Origin of the sequence: Cellulomonas sp. P24 (assembly GCF_024704385.1) — a bacterium.
Lineage (GTDB): Bacteria > Actinomycetota > Actinomycetes > Actinomycetales > Cellulomonadaceae > JAJDFX01.
On sequence record NZ_JAJDFX010000002.1, the window covers coordinates 3204064 to 3222108 of the forward strand.

The window sequence follows — 18045 nt, forward strand, 5'->3', positions numbered from 1 at the left end:
CGGTGACTCATCTTCTCTGTCCGTCGAGGCGCGCCAAGGTCGGGAAGACCACGGCTCGCAATCTCCCATGCGGCCGATTCTCCCGCGCATAGGCCTCCGCGCCGAGACACACCCCCACGATCACGAACGGTACCGAGACGACGACCGATGACCAGAACAGGTCGAACTGGCCCTGGATGAACCGCATGAGGAGCATCGTGAAGGCCAGGGTCCCGAATCGAGGGTTCCGGCGCCAGAGGATGGTGAGAGCACCGAGGAACAGCGCGAGGAATCCGACGAGGCCGACGAGGCCGACGGACGAGAGCACCTCGAGCTCGGCGTTCGGCGGTTGGAACCCGAACTGGGTCCGGCCCGCGACCCACCAGCGCAGGCCGACCCCGAACCACGGGCTGCTCTGCCACACCTCGAAGGCCTGCTGGTACCAGGTGAGACGCTGGTTGGCGGAGTTGAAGGCGTTGGTCGAGGCGAGCTGGTCCTGGATGGCCAGTGCGACCGAGTACGCCGCAGGGATGGCGGCGAGCAGGATGAGCCTGGACCTCTTGCGGTCCGGGTCGGTGCGCAGCGTGACGACCATCACGGCCACCGCGAGTCCGACCAGGGCCTGTCGGGCCTGCGATGCGACGACACCGAGACTGCAGAACCAGAAGGACGTCAGGGCGAACCTCGGCGACCACCCCACCCACGACGGTCGCACGTAGGCGACGAGTGCCGCGAAGGCGAGCACGATCCCGATGAAGTTCTTGTGCATCCCGAACGGCCAGTAGAGGTAGACGGGGCCGGTGTTGCCTGCCGCGAGCTGCGTGAGGGACGCGATCCCGGTCAGCGCCGCGATGGCGAGGCAGGCCACCATGAACATGGTCATGCCGATGCGTGCTCGACCGGACCTGCCGACCGCCCAGCCGACGACGAGGGCGCCCGCGACGGACAGCCACGCGTGGAACCACTCGACGGTGTTCTGGATGTACGGGTTGGCCACGACCGTGAACAGCGTGGTGACCTGGTAGAACCCCGCCAGCCAGAGCAGCGAGCGCATCGGACGGGAGTACGGCCGGGGTGCGAAGACCACGGCGAAGCAGAACCCCCCGAAGAGCGCGAAGTCGCTCAGGGACAGGTTGACGCTGTCGCCCCCGACGCGCTCGACCACCACCAGGAGGGGCATCGTCAGGATCGGGACGGCCGCGGGCTCGTAGATGGTGAGGCCGATCACGAGCACGAACGCCGCGACCACGACCGCGACCACCGAGCTGCGGGGCACGAGGGCGCCGACCAATGTGAGCAGAGCGGCGATCAGCGCCATCGCGGCGACCCACGCGACACGTCGACGGATCATGCGGGCCCCGGTCCGGGCACGCGCGGGGCCGTCGAGAGTCTCGCCTGTGCGCTGACGGGTCCGCCGACGTACAGCATCACCCTCAGCCGCGCTGCGGCGCGACGCTCACCCCGAAGCACGAGGACCCGCGCGGCGCTGCCGGCGATCGCGCCGGCCCGCGCGAGCTGCCAGCCCCACGCACCGTGGTGCTTGCGGAGGAACAGCTCCTGAGAGGCGTGGAAGTGCGTCATCCGTCGCACTGGATCGTCGCTCGTCGCGCTGCCCAGGTGCAGGGCGTGCGCTTCCGGCACGACGACGTGCCGCCAGCCGGCGCGCGTCGCGCGGTACGCCCAGTCGGTCTCCTCGGCGTACAGGAAGAAGCGCTCGTCGAAGGAGCCGACCTCCGCCAGGGCGTCGGCGTCGAGCAGGAGCACGGAGCCGATGACGAACGAGCGGTCCGCGGGCGTCCGGCGGAATCGGCCGAGCCCGACGGCTTCGATCCAGGTCCCCGCCGGTGACGGATATGGCCAGACCACGCGGGCGGTCGCTCCGGTGCCGTCGAGCTGGACCGGCCCTGCGCTGGCCGTTCGGACGGCAGCGTGCAGCCCCTGCTGGAGGACGCGGATGTCCTCGGCGGTGATGACCGCGTCGGGGTTGAGGAGCAGGACGTCCCTGCCGGGAGCCGCCCGGTGGCGAAGCGCGTGGTTGACCCCCGCGGCGAAGCCGCCGTTGTGGCCCGGGTCGAGGTAGTGGCCGCCGGCGCGTTCGGTGATCTCGCGGATCTCAGGCAGGGAGGAGTTGTCGACGACGGTGAGCGGGAACTCCTCGCCCAGCGGGGCGAGCGCGGCTCGGAGCAGGTCCGGGGAGCGGTAGGCGACGACGACGACCTCTGGCACCGGCAGCTCGGGCTCCGGTCGGCCGGTATCCGATCGGCTCGTCGGCGACGACGTCTGCAGCGCGGCCCGGTACATCTCGAGGTAGCGGCGCGCCACCTCAGGCCACGAGCAGTCGGCCGCGCGCCGCAGCCCCGAGGCTCGGAGCCGGTCCCAGAGCCCCGGTTCCTCGCCGACTCGCAGCAGCGCGTCGCACAGGGCGCGCGGGTCTCCGGGCGGGACGAGCAGCCCGGCCGCACCGACGACGTCGGGAAGGGCTCCGGACTCGCTCGCCACGACCGGCGTCCCGCATGCCATCGCCTCGACGGCGACACGGCCGAACTGCTCGACCCACCCCGGTGTCTCGAGCGACGGGACGGCGAGGACGTCCAGTCCCCGGTAGAAGGCAGGTAACGCGTCCTCGTCGAGCGGACCGAGAAAGGCCACCCGGTCGCCGAGCGGCCGGGCGAGCTCACGGAGGTCGTGGCCATCGGGGCCTGCCCCGGCGATCCGCAGGTGCAGCCGCTCGTCGAGGGAGGCAGCCCGAAGCAGCACGTCGACGCCCTTGTGGGCGGCGAGTCTCCCCGCGTAGCCGACCGTGAGCTGGCCGGTGTGCCGTCCGGCCTCGGGGAGGTCTGTCGACGGCTCGGCGGGTGGAGCAGGGCAGAAGCGGGCGAGGTCCAGGCCCAGCGGGATCACCTCGATCGCGCCTCGCATGCCTTTGGCACGCAGGACGCGGCCCGCCTCGACGTTGCAGACGGAGACCGCCGCGGCGCCGCGCAGAGCGCGGGCCTCGAGGTGTCGGAACGGCCACGGGTAGCGCTTCGCGATGTTCTGCGCGGAGTAGAGGGTGTACGGCGGCGGAGGCCGCCAGGGACGGACGAGCCGGGACGTTGCCCGCAGCGCGAGGACCTCGGCGGTTGCAAGGGCGAACGGCTCTTCGTGGATGTCGACGAGGTCCCACCGGTCCCTCAGGGCGCGCCACAGCGGACGGGGGTCGTAGACGAAGAGCGCCGGGTGACTGCCCCACGTCCGCACACCCTGGACGGGTTCGCCAGGTCCGGGGGTGAGCCTCACCGGACGGCCCCCCTCGTCCCAGACCGACGCCGAGAGCAGGTGGACGTCGACGCCCTGGGCGCGCAGCTCTCGCTCGCGCTGTCGCCATGCCGAGACGACAGCGCTGTGCGAGATCCGGAGCACCCTCACGCGGACAGCGTCCTCCCTGTCGACGGCAGTCTGATGATCGTAGGAGGAGCACCACGGACCTGCCGCGCCCAATGGGGTGAAATCTGGGCATCTCGCCGACTTCCGCCGATACGGTGCCACAATGAGGTGCGACATCCGGGATTGAAGGAGAGCGCTGTGCGAGTTCTGGTCGACGGAGATCGCGGGTACATCGGAAGCGTGCTCGTGCCATTTCTGATGGACCGCGGGCACGAGGTCGTCGGGTTCGACGCCGGGTGGTACGACGGCTGCGATTTCGGTACCCCACCCGGTGGTTACGAGCAGCGCACCGGCGACATCCGTGATCTCGTCCCCGGCGACCTCGAGGGGTTCGATGCCGTCGTCCACCTCGCGGCGATCTCGAACGACCCGATCGGTCATCTCAACCCCGACGTGACCTACGCCGTCAATGCGCGCGGTGCGGTGCACGTCGCGCGGGTGGCGAAGGAAGCAGGGGTCGAGCGATTCCTGTTCTCCTCCTCCTGCTCGCTCTACGGAGCAGGTGGGGACGCTCCGGTCGCCGAGGACGGGGCGTTCAACCCGGTGACGCCGTACGGGCAGAGCAAGGTCATGGCCGAGCAGGGGATCTCGGCGCTCGCGGACGACTCGTTCTCGCCCAGCTACCTCCGGAATGCCACGGCTTACGGCTCGTCGCCCCGCCTGCGCGCCGACATCGTCGTCAACAACCTCACCGGAACGGCCTTCACCCGCGGGGAGGTCCGGCTCCAGTCGGACGGGAGCCCGTGGCGACCGCTCGTGCACGTCGAGGACATCTCGCGGGCCTTCCTCGCGGTGCTCGAGTCGCCGCGGGACGCAGTCCACGACGAGGCGTTCAACGTCGGGCGCGACGAGGACGTGGTGCAGATCCGGACGATCGCCGAGCAGGTCAGCGAGATCACGGGTTCACCTGTCTCGTTCGCGCCGGGAGCGGGTCCGGATGCCCGCAACTACCGGGTCGACTTCACCAAGATCCGCACGAGGCTCGCCGCTTTCGACCCGAGGTGGACGATCCCGGACGGGATCCGAGAGATCTGGCGGGATGCAGGCGTGCGCGGCCTCACGGTCGAGGACTTCGAGGGCCCCAGATTCGTGCGGCTCCAGAAGATCCGGCAGCTCGCCGACGCCGGACGCCTCGACCTCACGGACCTGCGCATCCGCGCGGCTTCATGACCCGCACGCGTCCAGCTCGCCGCGATCGATCCACCGGGCCGTAGTCGGCGGGGCCCGTCTCTCGAAGGAGCACGCATGTCTGGCACGACGACTCGCCTGAACACCGACGACCTGCAGACACCGGACCCTCGCTGGGTGTGCCGGTGGTCCGGTCGGCCCGAGGGGTACGTGGTCCTCGACCTCGGCGACCAGCCTGCGGCGGACCTGTTTCCGTTGCCGGACGCCCCCGTACCGGATCCGGAGCACCCGCTCCGGATGGTGATCAGCACCGTGAGCGGGCTCGTCCAGCTCGAGACGGACCCGACCACTCCTGAGGAGCCTCGAGGCGTCGAACCGGCCGCGCTCGTCGCTCAGGCCGAGGCCGCCGTCGCCCAGGCCGTGGAAGCGGGTTTCGTCCGGCCGGGCACGCGGGTCTTGGAGTACCCGAGCCCGCACGGAGGTTCGTGGGTGAACCAGCTCGCCGCCCGTGACATGCACGAGGTCACGGACGGTGACGCCGAGCTCCTCGTCGACATCTTCGGCATGATGCATGACGCCGACCAGCGCGCCGCGCTCCTCGAGCGGGTGAGTCATCTGACTGCCGACGGTGTCCTGCTCATGCAGTTCCACACCGTCGCGGCGATCGTCCGTTCGGGCATCTGGAACGCGCTGCGCCATGGCCACTTCGCGTACTACTCCGTACCGGTGCTCGTCGAGATGGCGAAGGAGGTCGGCCTGGTCGCGGTCGGGGCGTGGGAGTACCCGCTGTACGGCGGCACGATCATGCTGGCTCTCGCCAAGGAGGGCTCGCCTTTCGGCGAGCAGGCGCCGTCCGTCACCGCGATGGTCGAGCGGGAGCTGGCCGAGGGCGCGACCGACCCGGCCCACGTCGCATCGCTCGGGACCGCCCTGAGAGACTCGGTCGCAGCGATCGAGGACTACCTTCGTGGCACGACCCAGGCGGGTCTCACGGTCGCCGGCTACGGGGCTGCGTCTCGCACATCGGCGCTCCTGCGGTCGGCCCACATCGAGAAGGACCAGGTCGTCGTGGTTGCCGATGCGTCGACCGCGAAGCACGGTCGGACCATGCCGGGCAACAGGATCCCGATCGTCTCACCCGCCGACCTCGTCGCCCTCACCCCCGACCGCGTGCTCTTGTTCGTCCCTGACCTGTTGGCCGAGGTGCGGGCGGCGCTTCCGGAGATCGAGGCCAACGGCGGTCGGTGGGTGGTCCTCGACCCGATGCCGCGCGAGGTCGAGCCGCTCGCCCGCGGGTGAGCCGGACGGTCGCCGTCGGCTCAGGCGACGCCGAGAGACGCCTTGAAGTCGACCCACGAGATGCCCTGCTTGTCCCGGTCGCTCACGACGGTGATCGGGGCCGGCCAGGGAACAGCGAGGTCGGGGTCGAGGTAGTTGACCGTGACGTCTTCATCGGGACCGTAGAAGTCGTCGATGCGGTAGACGAAGTCGGTGACCGAGGTGAGAGCCTGATAACCGTGGAGGAAGCCGCGCGGAATGTAGACCTGGGTGCAGACCTGGTCGTCGAGGAGGAACGTCTCCATGCGACCGAATGTCGGCGAGCCCGGTCGGGCGTCGATCGCGATGTCGAGCACCGCGCCGTGGGCGCATCGCACGAGCTTCGCCTCGCCCTTGTTCGTCCGCCCGTGCAGCCCTCGGATGACTCCCTGGTACGACCGGGACTGGTTCTCCTGCTTGAACCCTGCCGGGTCGATTCCGGCCTCCGCCAGGATGCTCACGTCGAGCGTGCGCGAGAAGTAGCCACGCGCGTCGCGGTGCGGAGTCGGTTGGAACACGACCAGACCAGGAATTGCCGTCGTCTTGATCTCCATCCGCCCAGTCTATGGCGCGGGGTCCTTCCCGCACCTGGGTGTCCTGGTGGATTTCGTGGCGGAGGGTGAAATGGTCGAGCTCCCTTCCCCCGGGCTTGGCGGGACGGGGAGACTGGGAGACGCAGGACAAAACGCACCAGCGACTCCTGACCCCAGGTGGCCGCGGAAATTCACCGACATGATCAGGAGAATTCACGCGATGGACAACACGGAGGAGCAGCGAATGCCTGATCGCACCGAGCCCGAGCAAGATCTGGCAGCAGGCGCTCCGAGGCGTCGCTTCAGCCGGTCCAACGACGCCCAGCGTCGGCTCCACGATCTCGTGCCCGGCGGCGCCCACACCTATGCCAGAGGCTCCGACCAGTACCCGGAGAACATGGCACCGGTGATCGCGCGTGGTGCGGGCGCACGGGTGGAGGACCTCGACGGGAACTGGTTCGTCGAGTACGGCATGGGCCTGCGTGCCGTGACCCTCGGGCACGGCTACGAGCCCGTCGTGGACGCCGTGGCGCGCGCGGCCCGCGCGGGCGTGAACTTCTCCCGTCCGTCGGTGTGGGAGCTCCGTGCGGCCGAGCAGTTCGTCGCGCAGGTTCCCGGTGTCGAGATGGTGAAGTTCGCGAAGAACGGCTCCGACGTCACGACCGCCGCTGTGAAGCTGGCGCGCGCGGCAACAGGCCGCGACCTGGTCGCGATCTGCGGGACGCAGCCGTTCTTCTCGACCGACGACTGGTTCATCGGAACCACCTCGATGGCGGCCGGCGTCCCTCAGGCGTACCGGGATCTCACGGTCACGTTCCGGTACAACGATCTGGACTCGGTCCGCCGTCTCCTCGACGCGAACCCTGGACGGATCGCCGCTCTCATCCTCGAGCAGGCCACCGCCACCGTCGAGCCCGCGCAGGGCTTCCTCGAGGGGCTGCGCGCGCTCGCCGACGTGCACGGGTTCGTCCTGATCTTCGACGAGATGATCACCGGCATGCGGTGGGCGCTGGGTGGCGCCCAGTCCGTCTACGGGGTCCGACCGGACCTGTCGACCTGGGGGAAGGCGCTCGGCAACGGGTTCTCGGTCTCGGCCCTCGCCGGCCGACGGGACCTCATGGAGCAGGGTGGGCTCAACACCGACGGGTCCAGGCCGTTCCTGCTCTCGACGACGCACGGTGCCGAGACGACCGGGCTGGCCGCCTACCTCGCCGTCGCGGACGCCTATGCCGCGCGCGACGTCGTCGGGATCATGGAGACCCAGGGCGAGAGGCTGCGCGCCGGGTTCGCCGCGGCTGCCCGCGACGCGGGGCTCGCGGAGCAGGTGACGATCATGGGGCGCCCCTCGTGCCTGGTCTTCGGGACGCGTGACCACGAGGGGAACCCGTCGCAGGCGTTCCGGACCCTGTTCATCCAGGAGCTGCTCGACCGAGGTGTGCTCGCGCAGTCGCTCGTGATCTCGGCCGCGCACACGGACGAGGACGTCGACCTGACCGTCGAGGCGGTCCGTGGCGCTCTCGCGGTCTACGCTCGCGCGATCGCGGCCGGCACGACCGACGGCTTCCTGCGGGGACGTCCGGTCGCCCCGTCGATGCGAGAGTTCGCGGCACCGCGGCGCCTCCCCGACACCGTGCCCGAGGAGGTGACCGAGCGATGAAGGTCGTCCTGTTCTGCGGCGGGCTCGGGATGCGGATGCGTTCGGGGACCGATCCTCTTCCCAAGCCCATGATGCCCATCGGGTCCCGCCCCGTGCTCTGGCACATCATGCGGTACTACGCGCACTTCGGACACACCGAGTTCATCCTGTGCCTCGGGTACGGGGCTCGCGCGGTCAAGGACTACTTCCTCGACTACCACGAGACGCATTCCAACGACTTCGTCATGTCCGACGGTGGCGAGAAGATCGAGCTCCTCGCGAGCGACATCAGCGACTGGCGGATCACCTTCGTCGACACGGGGATCAACACGGCGATCGGTGAGCGTCTGCGACGGGTACGCCGCTATCTCGAGGACGACGACGTCTTCCTCGCCAACTACGGTGACGTGCTGACCGACGCGCCGATGAACGAGATCGTCGCCGACTTCGTGAAGACGGACGCCGTCGGGTCGTTGCTGGCCGTGGACCCGCAGGACTCGTTCCACGTCGTGAAGATCGACCCGGACGGCAGGCTCACCGGGATCGAGCCCGTCGCAGAGCTCGAGATGCGGATCAACGGCGGGTACTTCGTCTTCCGTCAGGGGATCTTCGACTACCTCGGCGAGGGCGAGGACCTGGTCATGGACGCGTGCGTGAGAGCGGCCAAGGCCGGGAGGTTCCGCGCCGTGCGGTACGACGGCTTCTGGGCGCCCATGGACACCCTCAAGGAGCGATCCCAGCTCGAAGAGCTCGACCGGACGGGCGAGCGTCCGTGGGCGGTGTGGGACGAGCGCGTGCAGCGGCACGGCACCGGTTCCCTCGACGTCCCGACCATCGACGGTGAGAGTCGCCCGACCGCGGGGCCCCGATGATCGCGCTGGCTCTTCCACCCGGCCCTCTCGAGGTCCTGTGCCTCGGCGCCCACCCTGACGACATCGAGATCGCCTGCGGCGGGACGCTCCTCGAGCTCGCCGAGGCGCGATCGATCCGGGCGACCTTCGCGATGCTGACCGGGACGCCGGAGCGGCGGAACGAGGCCCGGTCCGCCGCCGAGGCCTTCGTGCCCGGCGCCGACGTCCGCATCTGGGATCTGCCCGACGGTCGGTTGCCTGCCCACTGGGGCGAGGTGAAGCTCGCTCTCGAGGAGCTCGCGTCGCAGGCCCGACCGGACCTCGTCCTCTGCCCGCGGCGTGACGACTCCCATCAGGACCACCGTCTCGTCAGCGAGCTCGTCCCGACGGCCTGGCGAGATGCCCTCGTCCTCGAGTACGAGATCCCCAAGTGGGACGGAGATCTCCGGCCTGTCACGCACTACGTCCCGGTGAGCGCGGAGAACGCGGAGCGCAAGGTGCGGCTCCTGACCGCTGCGTACCCGTCGCAGGTGGGGCGCGACTGGTGGAGCGACGAGACCTTCCTCGGGCTGATGCGGTTGCGCGGCATCGAGTGCCGTCGCCGGTACGCCGAGGGTTTCGTCGTCCGCAAGGCGCTCATGAGTCTCGGGGCGTGACCTGTGGCAGGTCGCGTGCGCCGCGGTGCCGGGCGACCTCTGCGGGTCGGTCTCTACGGGGGTTTCGGACTCGGGAACCTGGGGAACGACGCGACGATCAGCGTCGTGGTGGAGCACCTGCGGCGGAACCGGCCGACCGTCGACCTCCGGCTCCTCACCTATGCGGACGACCCCGACCTGGTCGCCCGACGCTTCGGAGTCACGACGGTCTCGTTGCTGCGGCCTCGGCAGGACCGGCCGGTCGGACGGGTGAAGAGGATCGTCGCCAGGCCGTGGCGCCTCCTGCGGCAGCTCGCGCACGTGTGGGCGGCCGTGCGGAGGGTCGATGCGGTCGTCGTGGCCGGCGGAGGTGTGTTCGAGGCTGAAGGCACGGCAGGGGTCAGTGGGTGGGTCGGGATGACCGGACTCCTCACCCTCTCGCTCGCCGCGAGCCTCGGCCGTCGCCACCACCTGGCTTTCGTCGGTGTCGGCGGAACGTACGCGCCACGTCGGCTGGAACGGTTCCTGGTGGCATCCAGCACCCGCCGCGCCGAGCACCGGTCGTTCCGCGACGAGGAGAGCAAGACGGCGCTCGGGCGGATGGGCGGAGCTGCTCAGGAGGATGTCGTCGGAGCGGACCTCGTGTTCGCCAGGGGGTGGTCGGCGCGGACGAGTTGCGTGCCGGGGATCGGGCGCGCATCGGCGTCGGCGTGATGGGCTTCTCGTGGCTCGACCCGAGTGTCCTCGCCACGGATGCGTACGTCGAGGCGCTCGTGGATGCGACCGTGTCGCTCGTGTCCGAAGGGACCGAGGTCGTGGTCTTCGGCGGTGATGCCGCCGACGATCCCGTCATCGAGGCGACCGCCGCAGGTGCGCGTGCCCGGCTCCCGGAGGAGGACCGCCGGCACGTGCTCGTGAGTGCCGCCCGGTCTCTGACGGACCAGATGAGCGAGCTCGCCACCGCGGACGTCGTCGCCAGCTCGCGGTTCCACAACGTCGTCGCCACCTTCCTCACGGAGCGGCCGGTCGTCGCCGTCGCCGACCGGGCGAAGGTGCGGCGGCTCATGGCAGCCGCGGGGTTGCAGGGACTACGTCGTCGAGGCGCGGAGCCTGACGGCCGGAGAGCTGCTGCGCGTCGTCGAGCAGGCGCGGCGGACCGACTCGTCGAACCGCCTCGCGGTGAGGCGCGCACGTGAGGGGCAGCACCTGCTCGCCCTCCGGGAGCTGGACGCGCTGGACTGCCTCATCGATGCGTGGAGCGCGGGCGCACCGGCGCGACCGGACGTGGCTGCGCGGGTCGGGACCGTCACGACGGAACCCTCTCCGCGGCGGCGGTGAGCCGCCTCCTGAGCGCGGTGACCGGTGCCGACGGCGCGAAGCGCACCGCCCACCCGATCTCGCGGGCCGCCGCGACGTAGGCGCCCTCCCGGGCGAGCTGCCGTGACGCGCGCACCGCGCTCCACGCGGCGAAGCGCGCGTTGGCGGCGAGGCTCGCCCGGTGGTCGGCCACGAGATCTTCGCGTCCCTTCTCCTGGGCGTTCCACAGGTGGAGGCGCACGACGTGGTCGATGCTCCGGCACAGCTCGCGGTGCCGCCGCGTGTTGTTGTCGCGGTGGTACCGGTAGTCGACGAGTGCCTCGTCGACGAAGACGAACGGGCCCTCGAGGGCGACCTTGAGGACGAGATCGAGGTCCTGCGCCCGACGGAACGCCGGGTGGAAGCCACCGACCCGCAGGAACGTCTCGCGCCGGACCATGACGCTCGGCAGGATGATCCCGGTCTGGCGGCGGAGCACCTCGTGGACGTCCCGCACCTGGTACTGGTCGGCGGCGACGAGCTCGTTCCCCTCGTCGTCGATCGTGCGCATCCCGCAGTAGCTGAGCACCGCGTCGGGAGTCCCCCTGGAGCGCCGTCACCTGGCGGGCGATCCGCTCCGGGTGCCAGCGGTCGTCGTCGTCCAGGAAGACCAGGAGGCTCCCGGCGGTCCGCGAGACCCCGTGGTTCCGTGCGACGGAGACCCCGGCGTTGTCCTGCCTGATCACGGTCACCTCGGGGAAGCGGTCGGTGATCTCACGCAGCGCCGTCGGATCGCTGGCGCCGTCGTCGACCAGGACGGCCTCGAGGTGCGGATAGGTCTGCGCCCCGATCGAGGCGAGTGCTTCCGCCAGGAAAGGACCGCCGCGGTCGGTCGCGACGACGACGCTCACGAGCGGGAGGGGATCCATGTCGGCGGACGGGACTTCAGGCACGGGGTCTCCTTGGTCGACGGGCGCGGGCCCGGCCGACTGGCGCGCATCGGACTCGCCTGCGACAAGGACCGTAGTCCACGTGAGGGGCGAGCGGCCGTCCGTCGTGGTCACGACCTCGTCCGACCCTTCCTGGCCGCCGCGGCCTAGGCTCGGTGGTGCCGACGCACCTGGCGACGGCTGGTCGGAAGGAGTGCCCGTGGTGCCCGAGCTCCCTGACAGGTCGGCCGGCCCTCTGGTGACGGTCGGTGTGCCGGTGTACAACGGCGAACGGTTCCTCGAGCGGACGCTTGCCGCCCTGAGGGACCAGGAGCTGGAGGACATCGAGGTCGTCGTCTCCGACAACGGGTCGGTCGACGGCACCGTCGAGATCGCCCGGTCGTTCGTGAGGGAGGACTCCCGCTTCACGCTCCTGCGGAGTGACACGAACCGCGGCGTGCCGTGGAACTGGAACCGGGTGCTCGCCCGCGCGCGAGCCCCGTTCTTCATGTGGAACGGTGCGGACGACATCGTCCGGCCCGGCCACCTCCGCCGGTGCCGCGAGGCGCTCCTCGCGTGCCCGGAGGCGAGCATCGGGTTCTCGCGCGTCGTGCTGATCGATGCGGAGGACACGGTGGTCGGGGAGATGGACGACCTCGACCTCGACTTCGTGCGACGTGGCCCGGCGGACCGGGTGGCGCTGTTCCTGGACCGGCACGTCTATCAGGTGATCGGCTTCGGTGGTGTCATGCGGACCGACGTGCTGCGGGCGATGGGAGGGCTGCCGAGCTTCTACGGTGGCGACATCGCGCTCGGCGTGAAGATGGCGATGCGTGCTCCGTGGGTCCAGGTGCCCGATCAGCTCTTCGTCTCGCGCCGTCACGATCAGCAGACCAACAAGGTGCAGGGCGGCGACGTCCTCACGCAGGTGCGCACGTACGACCCGTCGTGGCGCAGGCCGGTCGCCTTCCCCCAGTGGTTCCTCAACCACCGACTGGTCGTGGAGGCGGCGACCGCACCGGTACCTGCTCGCGAACGTGCGCGAGCGGTGGCCCAGGTCCTTCGACTCTGGACCGTGCGGAACTGGCGCTTCTTCCCGTTCGACGTGAAGCGCAACCTCATCCGGCTCACCACCGGCGAGTACGTGGGCGCCTACCGTCCCGGGCAACCGGGAAGGTCCGACGACAGCAGCGACACCGCGCACGGTGCGTGAGAGGTGGGCGTCGCGGCGGCCGACCCCACGGCCGCCGCGGGCCAGGTGCGGGTCTACGTCCCGCTGCGCCGCAGGTCGAGATCCTCGGCGCAGACACCGTGGGCACACACGTCGAGCCACTCGCTCGAGCCGTCCTCGTGACGCAGCGAGAAGGCTCGATGCAGGGTGCCCTCGACAGGGATCCCGCACCGGCGCGCGGTGAAGCACGCCGCATCGTTCCCGACGGCATGGTGGATCTCGACCCGTCTGATCGTGCCCGAGGCGAAGATCCAGTTCAGCGTCGCGCGCACCGCGCGACCAGCAGTGTTCCGCCCACGAGCACCGGGTAGCAGAGCTATCCCGAACTCCGCGGTCTCACGCCTGTCGCGCAGACGCCACAGCGTGATGTCGCCGAGGTAGGGGCCGCCGTCCGCCGACTCGATCGCGAGGGCGTACGGTCCGCGCTTCTCGCGGATCCGGCGGTCCTGGGAACGCAGCCAGGCATCGAACTCGGCACGCGTCGACATCGGGACGAAGTCGTCGTCCCACAGCTGCATGCCCCTGGAGTTCTCCAGCTCGAGTCGTGCCGCCGCGTCGCCCTCCGCGTACCGCCTGAGGTGGAGGTCCTCGCTGTACCACCCGTCTGCGGGGAACTCGGGGAGCGTGACATCGGCGTAGAACCCGAGTCGTCGTCGCAGGGCCTCCGCGGCAGCACGTCGGGCGACGAGCAGCGGACCGGTCTTCGACGTCATGCGTCCTCCAGCGGTGGTCGGCGGGCGTCAGTCGTGCGGTGCCCGGATGTGGTCGAGTCGGTGGCGAAGGTGCCCGAGCAGGCGTCTGGCGTCGAGCGCCCTCGAGAACGGCCACGGTCCCAGAGCCACCGTCAGCGACGTGATGCGGACGCGGTCCGGGTAGTGGCTCGTCTGATCCGGGAACCGGGAGGGGTCCATGCACATGTCGAGAGTCCGGATACCCTCGACACCCGCGAAGTGACCGGCGGCGAGAAGCCTGCCGAGGGTTCCGGGCGAGCGTCGCGCGGCGTCAGGTGCGTACGCGTCGTACCACCCGAAGACGGTGGACCCCGACCGCAGGTACAGCGCCATGTGGAGCGTGTCCGGTGCAGCCGACAACGTGAGCAGATAGGCCCCGTTCTTGGCCCGCAGGCCGTCGAACACGCTCGTGACCCACTCCGCGCCGCCGTCACGACGCGCGAACGCGGGACCGTCGCGGAGCGGATCTCCCTTCCACGTGCGCATCTCGAATGCCAGGTAGTCGCCCACCGCCGCGTCCGACTGCGCGAGCTCCGGCGCGGCCAGACCACTGTCGGCGGCCTCCTTCTCGAGCTGGCGCAGCTCCTTGCGCACCTTGCGGGCGCGATTCGCCGAGACGAGGTCGGACCAGCCGGAGATCTCCCGCTGGGTGTAGTCGACGGCGGCCCGGGCGTCGTTCCCCCAGACGTGGACGGCCAGTCGCTGACGGTGGATCTCGTCGGACAGGATGCGCCCGGCCGGACCGTCGACACTCAGCAGGTGCAGCACGATCGCGTGGCCCAGGAGCGCGCGGTTGTCGCGGAGCGCGTCGACGAGCTCGCGAGCGGCGCGGGGTGCGTCGCCGTCGTCGAGCAGGGGGGTGCCCAGCGAGGTGTACTCCTGGAGCGCCGGCCCCGCGTTCGACGCGTGACGCAACGGCCACCGGGAGTCGCCGGGTACGAGCTCCAGAGGAAGGACCGCGAGCCAGCGGTCCCGGTCCTCGACGACGAGGAGGTGGATCCCCTCGCCGGTCCCGAAGTACCGCTGTGTCGGCACGAGGAACTCGGGATCGTAGAACACGTTGGGCTCGACCGCCCGCGCGCTGAGATCGCGCCACGCACGCAGGTCAGCATCCGTGACGGTCGACACCGGAACGATCCTGCTCGTCATGCGTCACCCCGGTGCACCGGGGGCCAGAGCCCCAGTCCTGAGCGGCGCGGTCGTGGCCGCGGCCTCGTGGTGGACGCTACACGTGCCACGGTCGACGCGGTGGGAGCGGTGACCCGGGTCATAGCGACCCCAGAGCAGCGTCGAGGTCTGCGCGTGCGTGCACCCAGTCCCGTGACAGCGCGCGGGTGCGGCATGCGTCAGCGGTCCGACGACGGAACGGCTCGTCGTCGGCCAGCGCCCCGAGGACGTCCGCCAGCGCACCCGGGTCGCCTGCGGGAACCGACAACCCGGCGCCACCGAGCTGCTCCGGGATACCGCCGATCGCCGACGCGACGACGGCTGCGCCAGCTGCCATGCCCTCGAGCACGGTGAGGGGACACGGGTCGGGCCAGCGGGACGGCACGACGATCACGTCGGCCTCGCGGAGCAGCCCCGGGACCTGCGGGCGTGGGACGAAGGGGCGCACGCGGACACGCTCGCCGAGCTCTCTCGCTGCGCCGAGGACGGTGCGTTCGAACGGCGTCGGCCGGGCGTTCGCGTCGAAGCCTGCCGAGCCGACGAGGGTGAGGACGACATCGGGGCGGCCGAGCCGACGGACCGCCTCCAGCAGGACGTCGGCGCCCTTGTCCGCGATCATGCGGCCGACGAACATCACGTGCAGCCGGTCGTTGCGGGCGGGGTCCGGACGAGGACGGAACACGGTGGTGTCCACCCCGTTGAGCACGATCCGCACCCGCGACGCCAGGGAGGGGGGCAAGGACGGGAGCGTCTGCGAGGCGAGCGACTCGCTCACGCAGATGATCCCCGCGACCCGGTCCAGCGCGAGCCGCACCTCCCGGGGGGTGTACGAGCGCAGCAGCACGTTGTGGGCGTACAGCACCGCGCGGTGGCGGGGCGGGACCAGCGGCACGGCCTGCGGGGCGTTGTGCGCCAGCAGCGTCGACGTCGGCCACCCCCGCAGCCCCGTGAGTGCCGCACGCAGCTCCCTGCGGATGCCGGCGCGGGGCAGCCCGAGCCGGCCGAGGCCGGCGTCGAGCAGCCGCTGGGCCGGCAGCGGGGACCGTGCGTCGTACTCGAGGGCGTGGGCGCTGTCGTAGCGGTCGGGATAGGTCCCTCGTGCGACCAGGACGGCCGGGACCGGCGCCTCCTCCCGCCCTCCACGGCACAGCCCGTCCACCACCGTCGGGATGGCCGAGCCGGTCCGGGGTGAGAAGTGGTCACCCGGCGTGAGCAGATGGACCATCGGCGCGTCGCGGTCGATCGCGGGGCCGTGGGCGACGGCAGGAGCCGGTGATGCCGGCGGCGGGCGCATCCCGATCACCAGCACCGCATGGCACGGCGCGCGCTGCGCCGACGTGTGGAGCTCATGGTGTGCCCACGCCGGCGATGCGGTCGCGGCGCCGTGCGACGACGGCCGCCGGGAACCCCACCACGAGACCGACCAGCTCGACGACCGCTCGGGTCAGGACGACGAGGGCGCGCGCGCGGTCCATCGGGGAACGACCCTCGTCACCACGAAGACGGCGCACCGCCACGTCGATGTGCTGGCGCTGCACTCGCAGGGTGGTGCGGACGTACCGTCGCAGCAGTGGCGCGCCGAAGCCGAAGTTGCGCGCGAGCAGGACGACGTGGTTCCGCCTCGCGTAGTAGAGGTACCGACGATCGAAACGCTGCCCGACGTCGTAGGGCGCGGCGACGTGATGGACGACGGCGCGTGGGGCGAAGACGAGCCGCCCTCCCGCGGCGCGCACCCGGAGCGAGATGTCCGACTCCTCGCACAGACACGTGCCGGGGTAGTTCCCGCGGATCCCCCCGATCGACGTCAAGGTGTCCCGGCGGAACGACATCGTGGCTCCGAGCAGGTGGTCGACGTCGAGATCCCGTCCAGGATCGGCTCCGAAGTAGCCGGTCAGCATGCCGTTGGGGAGCAACCGTCCGATCTGGCCGAGGCCCGCGCTCTCCTCGCCGGGAAGGCCGTTGACGGCGCGCCCGCCGACACCCCACACGGTGGGATCCGCGTACGGGGCCAGGAGCTCGTCGGCCCAGCGTGGCTCGACGAACGCGTCGTCGTCGATGAACGCGACGATGTCGCCACGAGCGTGCGCGAGCCCGATCTGGCGGGACTCGGGCATCGTGCCCGGCCCGAGGTCGTTGCGCAGGTACAGCGCCTCGGGGAAGTCGCGGGTGACGAGCTCCCGCGTCCGGACGTCGGGCGAGGCGTCCACGACCAGCACCTCGCTGGCCGGTCGCTCGAGCTCGCGCAGGTGCTCGAGGCAGGTGCGGACGTAGTCCGGCCGGGCGTACGTGATGATCACGACGCTGAGCGTGGTCGGTGCGGTGGTCATGGCAGGTCCGCCAGCCGGTACCAGTCGTTGCGTCGGAGCGCGTTCGTGGCGACCGTGCGCCACGGATGGCGCGAGCGTTGCCGCCAGCGGCGCAGCACCTGGGGTTCGCTGTACGCCGCCGTGTGACCGGACCAGCCGAACTTCCGCTGCATGTCGTCGTCGCTGCGGACCCAGCTGTAGTGCACGATGCCGTCCTCCAGCGGAATGACCTCATGCACCACGGCGTCGCGAGGGTGGAACGGATCGGTGCTCCACGGGCGGAAGTCGACACGGTAGAGCGGCACGTCGGCCTGTCGGGCCAGGCGGAGAGACGTGCCCGCGCGCACCGCCACCGGTCCGGGGAAGCTCGCCGCCGGCCCCCCAGAACCTCCGTGAGGCCTCGAGGTAACGACCAGGTCCGACACGTGAGTACAACCATCGCGCGGGATAGTCCAGCCCAGCGGCGCCGACAGCGTCGGCACGTTCGAGCGCGCCGACGAACGTCGGCAAGGAGCCGAGGACCTCGTCGGTGTCGAGCTGCAGCACCCAGTCGGCGCCGTCGCCGGCCTCGTCGAGGGCGTGCTGTCGCTGATAGGTGTCGTTCTCCAACGGGTCGACGTCGGTCCGTGCGTAGTCACCCGGTGCCAGCACGCACTTGCCTGCCGCGTCGAGGTCGCGGATCACGGCAAGGCATTCGTCGACGGGAAGAGGTGTGCCGGTCCAGGAGCGTGCCGACCGGTCGTAGGACACGACGATCCGTTCGACCCGGTCGTAGTAGGCCGCGATGCTCTCCCGCAGGAAGTGCGGGTCGGCCGCGAGGACGTAGGCGTGCACCCGCATCGTCTGTGTCTCCTCACTCTCGTCGCCCACCGGCTGCCCT

General features: G+C 70.7%; 18 protein-coding genes and 1 pseudogene. 8 read left to right on the forward strand and 11 right to left on the reverse strand.

The genetic code is table 11. The features are described 5' to 3' along the window. Positions 1 to 7 precede the first annotated feature (7 nt). On the reverse strand, positions 8 to 1330 hold the full coding sequence (locus LJB74_RS15050; RefSeq protein ID WP_259309307.1) for an O-antigen ligase: 1323 nt from the start codon (positions 1328 to 1330) through the stop codon (positions 8 to 10). After that, the gene (locus LJB74_RS15055) at positions 1327 to 3387 is read right to left on the reverse strand and encodes a glycosyltransferase (protein WP_259309308.1); all 2061 of its coding nucleotides are present in this window, start codon (positions 3385 to 3387) and stop codon (positions 1327 to 1329) included. The genes LJB74_RS15050 and LJB74_RS15055 overlap by 4 nt, the downstream gene beginning before the upstream one ends. Positions 3388 to 3543: 156 nt before the next feature. On the opposite strand from LJB74_RS15055, the gene LJB74_RS15060 reads away from it, so the two are divergent. Further along, positions 3544 to 4575, forward strand: coding sequence for an NAD(P)-dependent oxidoreductase (locus tag LJB74_RS15060; RefSeq protein ID WP_259309309.1), 1032 nt, complete (start codon positions 3544 to 3546; stop codon positions 4573 to 4575). Positions 4576 to 4650: 75 nt separating this feature from the next. Next, positions 4651 to 5832, forward strand: a complete 1182-nt coding sequence (locus tag LJB74_RS15065; protein ID WP_259309310.1) for a methyltransferase C-terminal domain-containing protein — start codon at positions 4651 to 4653, stop codon at positions 5830 to 5832. A gap of 20 nt (positions 5833 to 5852) precedes the next feature. On the opposite strand, the gene LJB74_RS15070 is transcribed toward LJB74_RS15065, so the two are convergent. Then, positions 5853 to 6404, reverse strand: a complete 552-nt coding sequence (locus tag LJB74_RS15070; RefSeq protein WP_259309311.1) for a dTDP-4-dehydrorhamnose 3,5-epimerase family protein — start codon at positions 6402 to 6404, stop codon at positions 5853 to 5855. A 223-nt stretch (positions 6405 to 6627) separates the two neighbouring features. Between LJB74_RS15070 and LJB74_RS15075 the strand changes: the two genes are divergently transcribed. From LJB74_RS15075 to LJB74_RS15095, 5 genes are read left to right on the forward strand one after another with little or no spacing between them, the layout of a single operon-like run. Then, complete coding sequence (locus tag LJB74_RS15075) at positions 6628 to 8040, forward strand: glutamate-1-semialdehyde 2,1-aminomutase (protein WP_259309312.1); 1413 nt, start codon at positions 6628 to 6630, stop codon at positions 8038 to 8040. After that, positions 8037 to 8891 carry a sugar phosphate nucleotidyltransferase gene (locus LJB74_RS15080; RefSeq protein ID WP_259309313.1) on the forward strand — a complete coding sequence of 285 codons (855 nt, stop codon included), beginning with the start codon at positions 8037 to 8039 and terminating at the stop codon, positions 8889 to 8891. The genes LJB74_RS15075 and LJB74_RS15080 overlap by 4 nt, the downstream gene beginning before the upstream one ends. After that, a complete protein-coding gene (locus tag LJB74_RS15085; protein WP_259309314.1) occupies positions 8888 to 9526 on the forward strand; it encodes a PIG-L deacetylase family protein in 639 nt (212 codons plus the stop codon). Before LJB74_RS15080 ends, LJB74_RS15085 begins: the two co-directional genes overlap by 4 nt. A 15-nt stretch (positions 9527 to 9541) precedes the next feature. Then, a complete protein-coding gene (locus LJB74_RS15090; protein ID WP_259310372.1) occupies positions 9542 to 10219 on the forward strand; it encodes a polysaccharide pyruvyl transferase family protein in 678 nt (225 codons plus the stop codon). Then, entirely contained in the window at positions 10219 to 10701 is a 483-nt protein-coding gene (locus LJB74_RS15095; RefSeq protein ID WP_259309315.1) for a hypothetical protein, read from the forward strand. Before LJB74_RS15090 ends, LJB74_RS15095 begins: the two co-directional genes overlap by 1 nt. A gap of 110 nt (positions 10702 to 10811) precedes the next feature. Here LJB74_RS15095 and LJB74_RS15100 read toward each other — a convergent pair whose 3' ends face one another. Together LJB74_RS15100 and LJB74_RS20930 are read right to left on the reverse strand one after the other, a co-directional pair. Then, entirely contained in the window at positions 10812 to 11372 is a 561-nt protein-coding gene (locus LJB74_RS15100; protein ID WP_259309316.1) for a hypothetical protein, read from the reverse strand. A gap of 13 nt (positions 11373 to 11385) precedes the next feature. After that, a pseudogene (locus LJB74_RS20930) lies at positions 11386 to 11730 on the reverse strand (glycosyltransferase family 2 protein); the annotation flags it as partial. A 223-nt stretch (positions 11731 to 11953) separates the two neighbouring features. Between LJB74_RS20930 and LJB74_RS15105 the strand changes: the two are divergent. Further along, positions 11954 to 12943, forward strand: coding sequence for a glycosyltransferase family 2 protein (locus tag LJB74_RS15105; protein ID WP_259309317.1), 990 nt, complete (start codon positions 11954 to 11956; stop codon positions 12941 to 12943). A 53-nt stretch (positions 12944 to 12996) separates the two neighbouring features. Here LJB74_RS15105 and LJB74_RS15110 read toward each other — a convergent pair whose 3' ends face one another. The 6 genes from LJB74_RS15110 to LJB74_RS15135 form a co-directional block, all read right to left on the reverse strand. After that, positions 12997 to 13674, reverse strand: a complete 678-nt coding sequence (locus LJB74_RS15110) for a GNAT family N-acetyltransferase (protein WP_259309318.1) — start codon at positions 13672 to 13674, stop codon at positions 12997 to 12999. Positions 13675 to 13701: 27 nt separating this feature from the next. Beyond that, a complete protein-coding gene (locus LJB74_RS15115) occupies positions 13702 to 14841 on the reverse strand; it encodes a GNAT family N-acetyltransferase (RefSeq protein WP_259309319.1) in 1140 nt (379 codons plus the stop codon). A gap of 118 nt (positions 14842 to 14959) precedes the next feature. After that, positions 14960 to 16153: a glycosyltransferase family 4 protein gene (locus LJB74_RS15120; RefSeq protein WP_259309320.1), complete on the reverse strand. Its 1194-nt coding sequence runs from the start codon at positions 16151 to 16153 to the stop codon at positions 14960 to 14962. A gap of 52 nt (positions 16154 to 16205) precedes the next feature. Further along, positions 16206 to 17186, reverse strand: coding sequence for a glycosyltransferase family 2 protein (locus tag LJB74_RS15125; protein WP_259309321.1), 981 nt, complete (start codon positions 17184 to 17186; stop codon positions 16206 to 16208). Then, a complete protein-coding gene (locus tag LJB74_RS15130) occupies positions 17183 to 17371 on the reverse strand; it encodes a hypothetical protein (RefSeq protein WP_259309322.1) in 189 nt (62 codons plus the stop codon). Before LJB74_RS15130 ends, LJB74_RS15125 begins: the two co-directional genes overlap by 4 nt. A gap of 25 nt (positions 17372 to 17396) precedes the next feature. Beyond that, positions 17397 to 18035, reverse strand: a complete 639-nt coding sequence (locus LJB74_RS15135; protein ID WP_259309323.1) for a hypothetical protein — start codon at positions 18033 to 18035, stop codon at positions 17397 to 17399. Positions 18036 to 18045 lie beyond the last annotated feature (10 nt).